The organism is Paractinoplanes globisporus DSM 43857 (assembly GCF_000379645.1).
GTDB classification, from domain to species: domain Bacteria; phylum Actinomycetota; class Actinomycetes; order Mycobacteriales; family Micromonosporaceae; genus Actinoplanes; species Actinoplanes globisporus.
Genome location: NZ_KB903294.1, coordinates 381,216 through 394,914, shown reverse-complemented (window position 1 = coordinate 394,914; position 13,699 = coordinate 381,216). Strand labels below are relative to the sequence as shown.

Here is a 13,699-nt window from a genome sequence, read left to right as displayed (position 1 = left end):
GCCGCTCATGGGAGCGCTCGACTGATCATGCCGCGAGCTAGACCGGGATGAGGCGGGCGGCGAAGGCGACCGTGTCGAGGTCGCCGCGGCGGAGCTTGTGGGCCGCCGGGTGCTCGCCGAGCGCCTCCAGCCGGTAGGCGGTCGCCTCGACCAGCGTGGCCTCGGCCGCGATCAGGCGCTTGGCCATCCGCGCCTGCGCCGGGCTCAGCGAGGCGAACGCGCAGGTCTGCAAGGCCGCGACGACCTCCTCGTCCAGCGCGCCGGCCACCGCGCGGTCGATCACGATCGACTGCATCCAGTCCGGCCACCAGCTGTACCGGCCGATGGTGCGGCCGGCGAGGATGGCCGCGGCCGGCGCGTGACCGGCCTTGAGCAGCCGGACGGCGAGGTCGCTGCCGAACGTGTTGAGGCGCAGCGCGGCGACGACGGCCTGGATCAGCCGCAGCGTGCCGACCACCGGTTCGGTCGCGGCCGCGGCGGCGGCCCACTCGCCGCGCAGAAGACGGCAGATGGCGTACGCCTCGATGGTCCTGGCCCCGCCGAGGCTGCGCTCGGCGATGCGCTCGACGGTGGCGACCAGGCGGTCGGTCGCCTGCCCGGCCCGCTCGGCGAGCTCGGGGCTGGCCGGCTTGTTCAGGTGCCGCATCACGGTCTCGCCGGCGATCTCGGCCTCCCGGCGCAGCAGCATCGATGGGATGCGGGGAAGGATGTTCTCCAGCAGCGTCTCGGTGACCGAGGCCAGGTCGAACTGCTCGGCGTGCTGCTGGAACTCGGCCCACCAGGTCGCGGGGTGGCGGGCGGGAAGGCTCGGCGTCATGCCGCTCCCATCGGACACGCGAACCGGCCGGCTGAGCGCGAGTTTGTCGATGCGTTGCTCGCGCGTAGCCGGCCGGTCTCAAAAGCGTTGCGTCAGTCCGTCTCGTTGGCGGGGATGTACGCCCCCGGCACCTTGTCCGGCGTGACGATCGAGCTCTCGCCCGGGTAGGGCTTCTTCCAGTCGTGCGCCTGGTACCAGTCGAAGTGGTTCATCTGGGCGGGGTTGGCGAAGTCGGCCCTCGCGGTCGGCCCGGACAGCCGCTGCTGCGCCTTCCAGGTGTCCCACTGCGACGCGACCTGCGTCTTGTCCGCCGGCACCACGCCGGTCGGAGCGGCCGCCGCCGTCGGGTCCTGCGCCGCCGGCACATCCGCGCCGCAGGACGGCAGGTTGGCGGTGGACAGGCCCGCGGTCAGCGAGGTGCGGTTGGGCACCGCGGTGAACGGGGTGTAGTTGGGCTTCGCGGTGAAGGCGGCGGTCATCGGGGTGGCCGCGCTGTCCTTCTGGTTCATCGGGTGGATCCCGAGGATCTGCTCGATCGTCCGGATCATCGTGATCTGCGAGTAGTAGTGGGTGTCCACCACGCCCCGCTTCGCGTACGGGCTGATGATCTGGATCGGGGCCCGGTGACCGTCGATGTGGTCGAGGCCGGCCTGGGAGTCGTCCTCGACCACGAAGATCGCGGAGTCCTTCCAGTACTTGCTGTGCGAGATGGTGTCGACCAGCTTGCCGACCGCGAGGTCGTTGTCGGCGACCTGGGCGGCGCCGTTCGGCGGGCCCCCGGTGTGGTCGCTGGAGAACCAGAACATGTTCAGGTTCGCCGGGCCGTTCTTCTCGAAGTCCTTCTTCCAGATCTCGTACCGGTAAATGTCCGGGACATCGGTGTCGAACTTCGGGAAGCCGGGCACCGACACCGCGTTCAGCGACGGGATCGGGGAGGAGGAGACCAGCGGGTACGCGGTGTTGGCCCCGGTCGCCGCCATGTTCTTGGTGTCGCAGTACAGGTTCTGCCAGGTCGCCCCGGCCGGCTTCGACAGGAACTGGTGGAACTCGCCGAAGTCGCGCACCGTGTTGCCGGCCGCCTGGGCCCCGGTCCAGAGGAAGCCGGACTTCTGGTGGCCGAGCGCGTCGTCCTCGGTGTCGTAGCTGCGCAGGTACTCACCGGCGGACGACTCGGTGTACTCGGGGTCGTCGGCCTGCATCAGCCAGTTGTGCCCCTCGGCCGAGTTGGTGCCGATGTCGTACGTGTTGTCGAAGAGCCCGAACTGCTGCTCCATCAGGTGCTGGTTCGGCGTGACGTTCTCGCCGTACTGGGCCAGCGCGGGGTCGCCGTTGGCCCGGGCCTCGTCGCCGAACATCTGGTCGTACGTCCGGTTCTCCTTGACGACCAGGAAGATGTGCTTGATCGTCGACGGGTCGCCGAGCCGTGCCGGTACGGGTGCCGGCTTCGCGTGCCGGCTGCCGTAGGTGACCGAGCCGGGCGTCCAGCCGTTCTGGGCGAACACCTTGGCGGTCTCGGACCGGATGACCCGGTCGCTCGGCAGCGTGAAGCGCACCAGGCTCGAGGTCGTGTCGTGGGTGCCGTGCCCGGCCGCCGTGGTCGGGCGCAGCGCGTCGACGCCGCGGGTGTTGGAGACCACGATGTCGTGGCCGACCGTGGCGATCTCGGCCGGGAAGTAGTCGGCCGGGAGCAGGCCGATGTAGCTGACCGGCGCGAGCGCGCTGGTGAACCGGTAGACCGCGATCGCGTTGGCCCGGCCCAGCGTGACCAGCAGGTGGCCGTCGCCGGTGACCGTCACGCCGTCGGGCTCGTACCCGACCGACGCCTCCGGCCAGGGCCGGGTGGCGATGGTCTGCACGACCTTGTCGCGGCCGGTGTCGATCACCGAGACGTCGTTGGTGGCCGTGTTGGTGACGAACAGCGTGCGGCCCTTCGCGAACATCGCGGTCGGATGCAGGCCCACCGTGATGCTGCCGACCGCGGCGGCCGGCTTGGCCAGGTCGATGACGCTGACCGTGCCGGTCGTGGTGGCCGCGGTCACCGGGCTGGCCGGCACCGGGGTGTTGTACGAGTTGATCGTGGTGTCGCCGGGCCGTGCCGTCCGTCCGCCCTCGTTGCTGACGTACAGCTTGGTGCCGACCCGCACCATGTCGCGCGGCGCGTTGCCGGTCGCCCAGCTCTGCTGGATCGTGCCGGTCGCCGTGTCGATGGCCATCACCTTGTTCTGGCCGTTGACCGCGGAGTACACGGTGGCGCCGTCGGCCGAGAAGACTGCCTCGCCGGCGAGCGCCCGCTTGGGGCCGTCGGCCGGGATGGTGATGAACGTCGGGTTGGCGAGCGAGCCGTCGGGGTTCACGTCGAACTTGCGGTACCCGTCGGCCTGGCCGAGCCAGAGCTGCTTTCCGTCGGGGGAGTAGGTGGGGCCTTCCTGGCCGACGTCGTTGCCGCTGATGCGCAGGTTGGCCGCGGCGTTGTTGCCGATGAGCTGCTGCACCTTCCACGACTTGAGGTCGACGATGGCCAGCGCCATCCCGCCGTCGGTGACCGAGGCGGCGAGGTGCGTGCCGTCCGGGCTGACCGAGGACGACATGATCTTGCCGTTGTTGATGACCAGCCGGGTACCGATCGGGTCGATGTACTGGTCGGCCGAGACGACCTGGCCCTTCTTGGTGACCTGGCCGACCTGATCGGTGCCGAACTGCCAGGTGCTTGCGTACGCGACGCCGGCGCCGGTGCCGACGACAACGACGGTGGCACCCGCCGTGACGGCGACCAGCCGTCCCTTCGGGATCCGCCGGATCTTCTCTTTCCGGCGGCGTGTTACCTGCATCGAGCTATCCCTTCGGCTCGTTTGCCAGCAGATCGACGTTGCCGTCGAACTGCCAGAGCGGATTCGGTGCGTCCCCGGCCGGGGTGTGCACCAGGAAGTAGCCGTTGACCTCCTTGGGCCCGTCTCCGTCGGCCATGTACCGCCCGTCGGGCGTCAGGTCGAGCTGGTAGACGGCCTGCCCGGTGGCGGGCGTGTCGGGGAGGTGCCAGGAGACGACGCAGCGCCAGTCGTTGCCGGCGCCCTCGGGGTCGAGCTTGCCGCCGCCCTTGTTGCAGTCGGCCGTGGCGCCCAGCTGCGCCTCGGTGACGTCCGGCCGGTTCAGCTGGCCGGTCTGGATGCGGTAGAGGTGGGCGAAGGCGGTGGCGACCGAGCGCTGCACCTTGTCCTGGTCGATGCCGGAGGCGGTGGCGCCGGTGGTCGCGCCGATGACGACGACCGACGCGACGAGCAGACCGGCCAGCGGCAGCACCCCGGCGAGAATCGCGCGGCGCCCGATGCCGTCGTGGCTGACGCTGGTGAAGTCGCGGCGCAGGAACAGCACGTACGCGAGCGTGGTCGCGACGACCGCCCAGACGAGGCCGACCGCGATGCCGATCAGCAGCGGGCCGAGCTGGGCGGGCTCGGTGAACAGGCCGTTCCAGGAGATGAAGGCGTACCCGGGCAGCGCCAGCCGCACCGCCACCGGGATCGGCAGCATCTGGGCGAGCTGAAGGGCGAGCGCGACCAGCGCGGGCAGCAGCAGGCCCATCGGGGACCGACCGAGCAGGACGGAGCCGAGCAGGCCGATCGCGGCGAGGGCCAGGGTCGGCGCGAGCACGCAGACCCAGGCGAGCAGGACCCGCGCCGCGGTGTCGCCCGTGGACAGCAGGTGGCCGTCCAGGCCGGCCAGCGGCTGGTTGCCGACCGCGAGCAGCCCACCGGCCACACTGGAGACGAGCAGGCCGGCCACCATCAGGACGATCACCGTGAGGCTCGCGAGCGTCTTGGCCACGAAGATGCGCCGCGGCGAGCGGACCGCGACCAGCAGGTGGCGCCAGGTGCCGAGGCGGTCCTCCGAGGCGAAGACGTCGCCGGCCACCAGCGAGGTGAGCAGCGGCAGCGCCCAGGTGCCGGCGAAGCCGAGCATGACCAGCGCGCCGGCCCAGCCGGTGGCGTGCATCCACCGGCCGAAAAGGGTGTCGACCGGGAGCGTGCTCTGCTGGCTCACCGCGGCCACGAACAGGCCCGGCGCGATCCAGCAGGCCAGTACGACCAGCCGGATCCGCCACTGCGAGACCAGCTTGACCAGCTCGAACCGGAGGCCGCGGGAGAGCGGCGCGGGACGGGCGAGGACCGTCGCGGTCATTTGCTGCCTTCCGTGAGGGCCAGGAACGCGGCCTCGAGCGGCGAGACGACCGGGGTGAGCTCCCGGATCGCGATGCCGTCCCGCATCAGAGCGGTGACGAGCTCGTCGAGGGCCGGCACCAGGGCGCGCACGACCTCGTCCTCGACGACGGTGATGCCCGGCGCCTTCTCGGCGACCGTGCGGGCCCGGGCCGGGTCGGAGGTGCGCAGGCGGTAGTCGAGCTCGCGGTTCTCGGCGGCGAGCTTGCTCAGCGGCCCGGAGAAGACGACCCGGCCGGTGGCGAGGATGGTGACCTCCGAGCACAGTGTCTCGACGTCGTCCATGCGATGGCTGGAGAGCACGATGCCGGTCCCGCCGGCGGCGAGCGCGGTGAGCACGCGGTGGACGTGCCGGGTGCCGATCGGGTCGAGGCCGTTGGAGGGCTCGTCGAGCACCAGCAGGCGGGGCTCGGTGAGCAGCGCGGCGGCCAGCCCGAGCCGCTGCCGCATGCCCAGCGAGAAGCCGCCGGTGCGGTCGTCGGCGACGTCGGTGAGCCCGACCTGGTCGAGCGCCTCGTCGATGCCGGCGCTCCGGGCGTCCCGGCCGCGCAGGGTGGCGAGCGCGGCCAGGTTCTGCCGGGCCGTCAGCGACGGGTAGAGGCCCGGACCGTCCACAAAGCCGGCGACGCCGTCCGGGGCGTCGAGCGCCCGCCGGATCGGCGTACCGAGGATCTCGAGTTTGCCGCCGTCGGCGACGGCCAGTCCGAGAAGGAGTCCGAGCAGCGTGGTCTTGCCGGCGCCGTTCGGCCCCACCAGCCCGTGTATCTGGCCCGGTGCCACGTCCAGATCGATCTCATCGAGCGCGATCACCTCGCCGAAGCTTTTGGTGATCCCGCGGGCCCGGACGGCGAGCGGCCTGTCCATCGATCCCTCTCCTCGTCGAAGTTCCTACAAAACGTAGGAGGTTTTCCCTGACGAGGGCGTGCACCGTGAGTTGAACGATGATCGAACGAAGGGCGACAGGTATTCGTCTTATTCGATATTCATCAAGATGTGTGGCGTCTCGTAGCTCACCGCGGCCGGCCGGTCACGCAGCAGCGCCGAGTCGAAGGCCTCGTGCCGGGCCGCGCGCATCCGGGGCGGCTGGTGGCCGGTCGCCAACAGGGCGGCACAGAGCAGGATCGCGAGCGAGGCGGTAGCCGTGGCGGCGGCGCGATGGGTGGTCCGGCGGCAGCGCGCGATCACGAACAGCTGCAGGACCAGGGCCACCGCGCCGATGCCGAGGACGGCTATGTGAGCATCATTCACGTTTAAAGGGAACGCCGTTCACCCGCCGGACATCTCGGCGTTGACGCCTCTTCGACGTGGCCGGGCGCCTTTTTGACGCGCTGTTGACGCCCGGGTGATCAGCGCCGCACGCCGGGGGCGTCGCCCGGGTCGACCCACTCGGCGGCGGGGGCGGTGCCGGCGCGCAGCTGCTCGATCTGCGCGCGGAGGGCGTCGGCGCGCGACGTGGTCGCGGTCTTGACGGCCGGGGAGGCCTGCAGGACCGAGGCGAACGTGGTGGAGGCCGGGACGGACTGCACCAGGCGGGGCAGGGAGCCGGTGGCGGCGTCGACGGCCTCGCGGAGGCTGCCGACCCGGTTGGTGAGCCGGCCGAGGTCGCGGAACTCGGGGTCGCCGTTGAACCACAGCTGCTGCCACCAGTGGTCGCTGGACGGGTCGTGCCAGCTCATGTAGCCGCCCCGGGCGATCTTCCGCGGGCCGTCGAGGTGGCCGCCGAACGTGTAGCGGACGCCGGGGGCGGCCTGCGGGTCGTAGAAGTTCGGGGTCAGGAAGTCGGAGACGAGCATGCCGTTGACCGTGTACCCGAACTCGGCGGCCTCGGTCGGGTCGGCCACCTCGACCAGGAACTCGACCCGGCCCTGCCCCGGCTGCGGCGAGTCGCCGGCGATCAGGCGGTTGCCGAACGGGTCGGCCAGCATCTCGAGCGCCTCATGGCTCGCGGTCAGCGACCAGGCCTCGCTGTACTCCACCAGGGCGAACGGCTGGCCGTTCTGGTCGAGGTGCACGCCCGAGGCGCCGGGCTGGCCGATGTCGTCCTGCACGATGATCGGCCAGTACCCGATCGGGACGTCGTCGAGCGTCGTGAACGCGTCGACGGTCGCCTTGATCTCCCAGATCGGCTCGAAGTCGCGGATCGCCTGCTTCTGCAGGGCCGCGGCGACCCGGTTGAGCTGCGAGGCGGACACACGGGCACTCTCGGCCACGAGGGCGAGTTCGGTCACCAGCATTCCGGGGACATTACGGCCGGGCGTACAAGATCATGGTGTTTTGGGGTCTTTTTATGCGCGCGTCGCGCCTCGTCCCCAATAGGGATCGGCCGAACGGCCGTTGTGGCGTTGCCAGCCCCTGGCGAAGCCTGTAATGACCCACCACTTTGCACTGTCGGGGGCGTGCGATGGTGATCCGTCTGGCTGCCGCGACAACCGCGCTGGCGTTGCTCGCCGGCTGTTCCGTCCAGCGGCACGGCCTGATCGTGCCGTCGGCCGCGCCGGTGAGTGTCCGGCCGGCGGTGACGGAGAAGGCCAGCGAGGCCCCGTCGGCGATTCCCGGCACGGTGCCGTCCGCGATGGTGGCCAGCCGGCCCGGCGGGCCGCCCGAGATCGTCGACCGCGGACGGCTCACCGGCGCCCTGCTCACGCCGGCCGACCTGCCCGCCGGGTGGACGATCGGGACGAGCAAGACCAACCAGCCCGGGCAGCCGCGCACGAACTGCCCGCCGTACGACCAGATCAACGAGTGGCCGGGCGTGCAGGCGGTGATCGGCTTCTACTCCGCGGACGGCGGCACCCAGCTGGTCGAGGGCCTGCTCGTCACCACGCCCGAGCAGGCGAAGAGGATGCTCGCCACCGCCCGTCAGATGATCGGCCAGTGCCCGACGATCACGGTTCGCGACGAGCTCGGCAACCCGTACGTCTTCGACCTGAGTGAGCCCCGGTTCGCGCGCCTCGGCGACGACTCGTACGCGATACGCATGGGCAACGATCAGGTCTTCTACGACAACACGATCATGATTCGCCGCGGCGGCATGGTGCTGACCGTCGCCTCGTACACGGAAAAGCCCGACACCACGCTGGTCGAACCGTTCGCTCGCCAGGCGCTGGCGAGGGCTTCGCAGACGCTGACATGAGCGCGGGACCGCTCGGCGGTCCCGCGCGTCACGTTCGTACGACTTCCTACGACGAGAACGACCAGAGCTGGCAGGTGTTGTTGAGCCACATCCACATCTGCACGCGGGTGCCGTTCGCGGTGCCGCAGTTCACGTCGTCGAGGACCATGCCGCTGTTCTCGACGACCAACTCGTAGCGCCCGTTCCCGGCCGGGATGACCGCCCATTGCTGGCAGGTGTTGCCGAGCGAGTCCCAGAGCTGGGCGACGGTGCCGAGGGCCAGACCGCAGTTCTGCGCGTCGAGCACCCTGTTCGCGTTCACATTGGTGATTGTCCATTTGTTTGCGGCGACGTTGGTGAACCGCCACTGCTGGCAGGAGTTGCTGAGGTTCTGCCAGACGTCGAGCAGGGTGCCGTTCGCGGTGCCGCAGTTGATCGCGTCGAGCACCTTGCCGCTGGCCAGGTTGGTCAGCCGGTAGGCCGAGCCGCTCGCCGGGAAGGTGACGCTCTTGGCGTAGCCGACCGCGACGATGTTCGACTGGACGGAGTTCTCCGTGGCGTCCGACGGGTAGCCCGAGGTCATGACGCCCTCGAAGAACGAGCCGACCGAGCCGTTGCTGTTGTCGCCGCCGATGCCCAGGATGATCGCGCCCTGTTTGGTCATCGGCATGTAGCCGCTCTGCGTGGGCAGCGAGCCGTTCCACCGCGTGGCCAGGCCGCCGGACTGCGCGTTGCCGTCCTTGATCGCGTACGTCGTGGTGCCGTTGTTCTTGGTCATCGCGGTGACGAAGGCGCTGTTGCGGCCGGTGTTGGCGGTGTTGGAGCCGTTGCCGCCGGCGAACAGGCCGTTCTCCAGGTCGGCCATGACCTTGGGGTTCGAGCCGCTGCACGGCGAGAACCAGCACAGCGTGCCGAAGTAGATGGCGTCCATGTCGCCGTTGCCGGTGTCGTTGTTGTTCGTCTCGGCGTTGCCGTAGTCGAAGCAGCAGCGGTTGTTGACGTGCGTGCCCTCGGTGACCATGTACATGCCCTCGGGCGCGCTGCCGGTGGCGATGCCGTTGGTGCTGTTGTTGCGGTACCCGTTGCCGGCCGAGATGTAGACGCCGTAGACCTTGTGGCCGCCCGCCGTGATCGGCAGCGCCGCCGCGTTCGCGCCCTGGTCGGCGGTGGGGTTGGCGCCGCCGCCGGGAGCGATGGTCAGGTCGTTGTGGCGCGAGGTCTGGTCGTAGATCCGCACGATCGTGCAGTAGGTGCCGGAGCAGAAGTTGTCCTGCGTGGCGGCGTTCGCGTACCCACCGGCGCTGAGCACGCCGACGTTGGTGGTGGCGCCGTCGGACCAGCGCCGCACTTGATAGAGCGAGCCGCTGTACGCCCCGAACAGCGCCCGCGTGGTGCTGTGCGCGGCGACGCAGGGGGTGCCACCGCTCGCGTAGATGTCGCACGGCCCGGTGCCGGCGGCGTTGGCGGTGCCGGTCACGGCGACCAGCGCGACCGTGGTGAGCAGGGCGGAGGCGCCGACCGCGAGCGCCTTCCGCCAGTGGGAACGGAGGGAACGGAGACCCATTTTGTGTCCTTTCGCGTGCGTGCATGCGAAGCAGCGGCACGTGGCCCGGACGCGGCTGGGGAGGTCCGCGGGGATGTGAACGTTAACAAATCCTTGCGTCTATGTTTCACGCTTGTCAATACCGCTCTCGAAACAGCCGCTCGGCCTCGTCGATCTCGGCGAGTTGGGCGACGACCTCACCCGGCGAGGCCCAGCCCGTCGACCACTGCCGCAGCGAGCCGCGGTCGCGCAGCACCCAGCGCTGCACGTCGGCCGGTCGGTCGCGGCGACCGGCCGGGGCAGCGGCGCGGGGAAGCCGGCGGCCATACCCACGGCGGTCTCGTACGGGTCGGCGGTGAAACCGCCGGCGGCGTCGTGGGCGCACTGCCTTCGTCGCGGTCGAGGAGGGGTGGCTCGGCGATATGATCTGCAGCTGCCTGCTCCGTCCGGCGGCTCGGACATCGCGCTGACGGACTGCTCATGCCGCCGGGTTCGTGGCCGATGCTTCGGCGGTCAGGTCGCGTCCGTCGTCCGGTCGGAGTAGCGCATGTCGCATGAGATCGCGGTGGCCGAGCGGGCAACGCCCGCCGAGCTCCTGTCGCGCAGCCGTGACCTGCTGCGCGGCTCGGAGTACGAGACCGCGATCGCGCTGGCCCGGCAAGCGGCCGAGGAGGGCGACCCGGCGACGCGGGCCGAGGCGCTGTGGATCCTGGCCAACTGCCGCCGCCTGCAGGACGACTATCCGCAGGCTCTCGAGTACGCGCTGGGCGCCGCCGAGCTGTTCCGCGAGATCGGCCATCCGGGCGGCGAGGCGCGCGCCCGCAGCGAGGTCGCCCGGGCCCTGCTCTCCTCCGGGGAGACCGACGAGGCGCTCAAGGAGAGCCTGTCCGCGCTGGAGCTGGCCGAGGCCGGCGCCGACCTCAGCGCGCACGTGACCGCGATGACCGCGCTCGGCAACGTCTACCTGTCGATGCAGCAGCTCGACCTGGCCCTGCAGGTGTGCGAGCGCGGCGCCGAGATGGCCCGGCTGATCGGCGACGAGATCGCCAACGCCGCGCTGCAGGACACCGTCGCCTGCGTGCTGATGAACGACTCCGAGGTGGCCCGCGGCCGGGGCGACCAGACCGAGGCCGTCCGGCTCGCGCTGGCCGCCGCCGAGCGGTCGCACACCGCCATGCTGATCGCCCGCGAGCACGGGCACCGGCGCAACGAGGCCTGCGCGCTGGCCAACCTGGCCGAGGCGCTGGGCTCGGCCGGGCAGCCGGCGCGGGCCCTGGAGCTGCTCGACACGTGGCGGATCGACCCGGCGCGGGACTCGGCGTACACGATCACCCATCACCTCGACACCCGCGGCGGCATCTGCCTGGCCCTCGAACGGTACGAGGAGGCGATCACGCTCTTCACCCAGGCGCTGGGCGTGGCCGAGAGCAAGAGCGCGGCCATGATGTTCTGCGAGCACCTCTCGGCCGCGTACGAGAGGAGCGGTGACTTCGCGGCGGCGCTGGACGCCCACAAGAAGTACCACCTGCTGTACCGCCAGGTCGCGTCGGAGGCGGCGCTGCGCACGGCCCGGGTGGCGGCGGTGCGGATGGAGACCGAGCAGGCCAAGGCCAGCGCCGAACGGGAGCGCCTGCGCGCCGACGGCCTGCTGCGGATGTCGCTCGAGGACCCGCTGACCGGGCTGGCCAACCGGCGCCACCTCGACGACGAGCTGGCCACCGGCGTCGCCGGCCGGGCGATCGCGCTGGTCGACGTCGACCACTTCAAGCGGGTCAACGACTCGTTCTCGCACCAGATCGGCGACGAGGTGCTGCGCGCGCTGGGCGGCCTGCTGCGGCCCGCCTGCCGGGCCGGCGACGTGGCCGCGCGTTACGGCGGCGAGGAGTTCGCCGTGCTGTTCCGCGGGCTGTCCACCGCGGAGGCGGCGGCCGCGGCCGAGCGGATCCGGCGCACGGTCGAGGACTACGACTGGGCGGGCGTCGCGCCCGGGCTGGCCGTCACGGTGAGCGTCGGGGTGGCCGTCGGCGGTGAGTCGGCGCTGCCCGCGGGCCTGCTCTCGCTGGCCGACCGGCGGCTGTACGAGGCGAAGAACGCGGGTCGCAACCGGGTGCACATATCGACAAGCGTCAGTTGATTATCATTCGCGTGTGGAACGCACCGAGATCGACACGACCGTGCCGCATCCCGCGCGCCGATACAACTACTGGCTCGGCGGCAAGGACAACTTCGCCGCCGACCGGGAGTCCGGCGACCAGCTGGAGGCCCTGTTCCCCAAGGTGCGTCTGGGCGCGCTCGCCAACCGGGCCTACCTTCAGCGGGCCACGCGGTACCTCGCGGCCGAGGCCGGCGTCCGGCAGTTCCTCGACATCGGCACCGGCCTGCCCACCGCCGACAACACGCACGAGGTCGCCCAGTCGGTCGCCCCCGAGAGCCGGGTCGTCTACGTCGACAACGACCCGATGGTCATGGTGCACGCCCGGGCGCTGCTCACCAGCACCCCCGAGGGCCGCACGGCGTACATCGAGGCCGACCTCAACGAGCCCGGCGCGATCCTGGCCAACCGGGCCGTCGCCGAGACGCTCGACCTGTCCCAGCCGGTCGGCCTCATGCTGATCGCCGTGCTGCATTTCATCCGCGGCCACGGCGCGGCCCGGCCGATCGTCCGCCGGCTCGTGGATGCCCTGCCGTCCGGCAGCTACCTGTGCGCCACCCACGCCACCAGCGACTTCGGCACGCCCGAGCAGCAGCGGCTCTATCAGCAGCTCCTCGACGAGGGCAAGTCCGACGTCTGGACCCGGACGCGGGACGAGTTCGCCGCCCTCTTCGACGGCCTCGACCTGATCGAGCCGGGCATCGTGCCGGCCAGCGAGTGGCGCCCCGAGCCGGGAGCCACCATCCCGGAGCGCTCCGACATCAACGTCTGGGTGGCCGTGGCTCGCAAGCCCTGAGCCCTACCGCGGCCGCCAGCCGATGGCCGGGGCGATGTGCTTCACGATCGTCTCCAGGATGCGGGCGTTGTAGGCGACGCCCAGCTGGTTGGGGACCGTGAACAGGACGTAGTCGGCGGCGCGGACCGCCTCGTCGGCCGCCAGCTCCGCGGCGATGCGATCGGGCTCGCCCGCGTACGTGCGGCCGAAGCGGGACCGGACCCCCTCGAGCAGGCCCACCTGGTCCTCCTGCTCCCGGTCGCCGAAGTAGATCCGGTCGATCTCCTCGGTGATCGGCAGGACGCTGCGGGAGACCGACACCTGCGGCTCGCGCGACTGCCCGGCCTCCTTCCACGCCTCCCGGTACAGCTGGAGCTGCTCGGCCTGCAGCTGGTCGAAGGGCACGCCGGTGTCCTCGGACAGCAGCGTCGAGCTCTGCAGGTTCATCCCGGCGCCGGCCGCCCACTGCGCCGTCTGCCGGGTGCCGGCGCCCCACCAGATGCGCTCGCGCAGGCCGGGGGACTGGGGCTGAATCGCCAGCCCGCCGCTGATGCCGGTGCGGGCCGGGTCGGTGCGGGCCACCGCCGCCCCGCCGATCGCCTCCAGGAAGATCGCGGTCTTCTCCCGGGCCAGGTCGGCGGCGGTCTTGCCCTCCGGCGGCACGTAGCCGAAGGCGTACGCCCCGTTCAGCACCGTCTCCGGGGATCCACGGCTCACGCCGAGCTGGAGACGGCCGCCGCTGATCAGGTCGGCGGCGGCCGCTTCCTCGGCCATGTACAGCGGGTTCTCGTAACGCATGTCGATCACGCCGGTGCCGATCTCGATGCGGCCGGTGCGGGCGCCGATCGCCGAGAGCAGCGGGAACGGCGACGCCAGCTGCCGCTCGAAATGGTGCACGCGCACGAACGCGCCGTCGACGCCGAGCTCCTCGGCCGCCTCGGCCAGCTCGATGGTCTGCAGCAGCGAGTCGGCGGCGGAGCGCGTCTGCGAACCGGCCGCGTTGCGCCAGTGCCCGAACGACAAGAACCCGATCTTCTTGGTCACCCCGGCACCAACCTCGCCGGCGCCGGGGTGATTCCCGCTCGGTTT

12 protein-coding genes are annotated in these 13,699 nt (G+C 71.0%); 3 read left to right on the top strand and 9 right to left on the bottom strand.

The window, feature by feature from the left end; translation table 11 throughout:
• Window positions 1-37 precede the first annotated feature (37 nt).
• The 6 genes from A3CQ_RS0101705 to A3CQ_RS51040 all read right to left on the bottom strand — a co-directional run bounded on the left by A3CQ_RS0101705 (window position 38) and on the right by A3CQ_RS51040 (window position 7,262).
• Window positions 38-817, bottom strand: a complete 780-nt coding sequence (locus tag A3CQ_RS0101705) for a hypothetical protein (protein ID WP_020509181.1) — start codon at window positions 815-817, stop codon at window positions 38-40.
• Window positions 818-909: 92 nt separating this feature from the next.
• Window positions 910-3,645 carry a bifunctional YncE/alkaline phosphatase family protein gene (locus A3CQ_RS0101700; protein ID WP_020509180.1) on the bottom strand — a complete coding sequence of 912 codons (2,736 nt, stop codon included), beginning with the start codon at window positions 3,643-3,645 and terminating at the stop codon, window positions 910-912.
• A gap of 4 nt (window positions 3,646-3,649) precedes the next feature.
• Window positions 3,650-4,990: an ABC transporter permease gene (locus A3CQ_RS0101695; protein WP_020509179.1), complete on the bottom strand. Its 1,341-nt coding sequence runs from the start codon at window positions 4,988-4,990 to the stop codon at window positions 3,650-3,652.
• Entirely contained in the window at window positions 4,987-5,892 is a 906-nt protein-coding gene (locus tag A3CQ_RS0101690) for an ABC transporter ATP-binding protein (RefSeq protein ID WP_020509178.1), read from the bottom strand. Before A3CQ_RS0101690 ends, A3CQ_RS0101695 begins: the two co-directional genes overlap by 4 nt.
• 108 nt (window positions 5,893-6,000) lie before the next feature.
• Window positions 6,001-6,276, bottom strand: a complete 276-nt coding sequence (locus A3CQ_RS0101685; protein ID WP_020509177.1) for a hypothetical protein — start codon at window positions 6,274-6,276, stop codon at window positions 6,001-6,003.
• Between the two features lie 98 nt (window positions 6,277-6,374).
• Entirely contained in the window at window positions 6,375-7,262 is an 888-nt protein-coding gene (locus A3CQ_RS51040) for a hypothetical protein (RefSeq protein ID WP_063713510.1), read from the bottom strand.
• A 167-nt stretch (window positions 7,263-7,429) separates the two neighbouring features.
• Here A3CQ_RS51040 and A3CQ_RS0101675 point away from each other — a divergent pair, with 167 nt between their 5' ends.
• Window positions 7,430-8,161 (top strand): sensor domain-containing protein, encoded by a 732-nt coding sequence (locus A3CQ_RS0101675; RefSeq protein WP_020509176.1) that lies wholly within the window; start codon window positions 7,430-7,432, stop codon window positions 8,159-8,161.
• Window positions 8,162-8,207: 46 nt separating this feature from the next.
• Here the strand turns inward: A3CQ_RS0101675 and A3CQ_RS0101670 are convergent, their stop codons facing one another.
• Together A3CQ_RS0101670 and A3CQ_RS63540 are read right to left on the bottom strand one after the other, a co-directional pair.
• Window positions 8,208-9,704 carry an arabinofuranosidase catalytic domain-containing protein gene (locus tag A3CQ_RS0101670; protein WP_020509175.1) on the bottom strand — a complete coding sequence of 499 codons (1,497 nt, stop codon included), beginning with the start codon at window positions 9,702-9,704 and terminating at the stop codon, window positions 8,208-8,210.
• 115 nt (window positions 9,705-9,819) lie between these two features.
• Window positions 9,820-9,951 (bottom strand): hypothetical protein, encoded by a 132-nt coding sequence (locus A3CQ_RS63540; protein ID WP_020509174.1) that lies wholly within the window; start codon window positions 9,949-9,951, stop codon window positions 9,820-9,822.
• Window positions 9,952-10,230: 279 nt separating this feature from the next.
• Between A3CQ_RS63540 and A3CQ_RS0101660 the strand changes: the two genes are divergently transcribed.
• Complete coding sequence (locus tag A3CQ_RS0101660) at window positions 10,231-11,817, top strand: GGDEF domain-containing protein (RefSeq protein WP_020509173.1); 1,587 nt, start codon at window positions 10,231-10,233, stop codon at window positions 11,815-11,817.
• A 13-nt stretch (window positions 11,818-11,830) separates the two neighbouring features.
• Window positions 11,831-12,631 carry an SAM-dependent methyltransferase gene (locus A3CQ_RS0101655; protein ID WP_020509172.1) on the top strand — a complete coding sequence of 267 codons (801 nt, stop codon included), beginning with the start codon at window positions 11,831-11,833 and terminating at the stop codon, window positions 12,629-12,631.
• A 3-nt stretch (window positions 12,632-12,634) separates the two neighbouring features.
• Here A3CQ_RS0101655 and A3CQ_RS0101650 read toward each other — a convergent pair whose 3' ends face one another.
• Window positions 12,635-13,654: an LLM class flavin-dependent oxidoreductase gene (locus A3CQ_RS0101650; protein ID WP_020509171.1), complete on the bottom strand. Its 1,020-nt coding sequence runs from the start codon at window positions 13,652-13,654 to the stop codon at window positions 12,635-12,637.
• Between the last annotated feature and the right edge of the window lie 45 nt (window positions 13,655-13,699).

Excerpts from the sequence above, each read along its gene's own strand:
- A3CQ_RS51040 (WP_063713510.1), bottom strand. The coding sequence starts at position 7,262 with ATGCTGGTGACCGAACTCGCCCTCGTGGCCGAGAGTGCCCGTGTGTCC.
- A3CQ_RS0101670 (WP_020509175.1), bottom strand. The coding sequence starts at position 9,704 with ATGGGTCTCCGTTCCCTCCGTTCCCACTGGCGGAAGGCGCTCGCGGTC.
- A3CQ_RS0101695 (WP_020509179.1), bottom strand. The coding sequence starts at position 4,990 with ATGACCGCGACGGTCCTCGCCCGTCCCGCGCCGCTCTCCCGCGGCCTC.
- A3CQ_RS0101690 (WP_020509178.1), bottom strand. The coding sequence starts at position 5,892 with ATGGACAGGCCGCTCGCCGTCCGGGCCCGCGGGATCACCAAAAGCTTC.
- A3CQ_RS0101705 (WP_020509181.1), bottom strand. The coding sequence starts at position 817 with ATGACGCCGAGCCTTCCCGCCCGCCACCCCGCGACCTGGTGGGCCGAG.
- A3CQ_RS0101660 (WP_020509173.1), top strand. The coding sequence starts at position 10,231 with ATGTCGCATGAGATCGCGGTGGCCGAGCGGGCAACGCCCGCCGAGCTC.
- A3CQ_RS0101675 (WP_020509176.1), top strand. The coding sequence starts at position 7,430 with ATGGTGATCCGTCTGGCTGCCGCGACAACCGCGCTGGCGTTGCTCGCC.
- A3CQ_RS0101700 (WP_020509180.1), bottom strand. The coding sequence starts at position 3,645 with ATGCAGGTAACACGCCGCCGGAAAGAGAAGATCCGGCGGATCCCGAAG.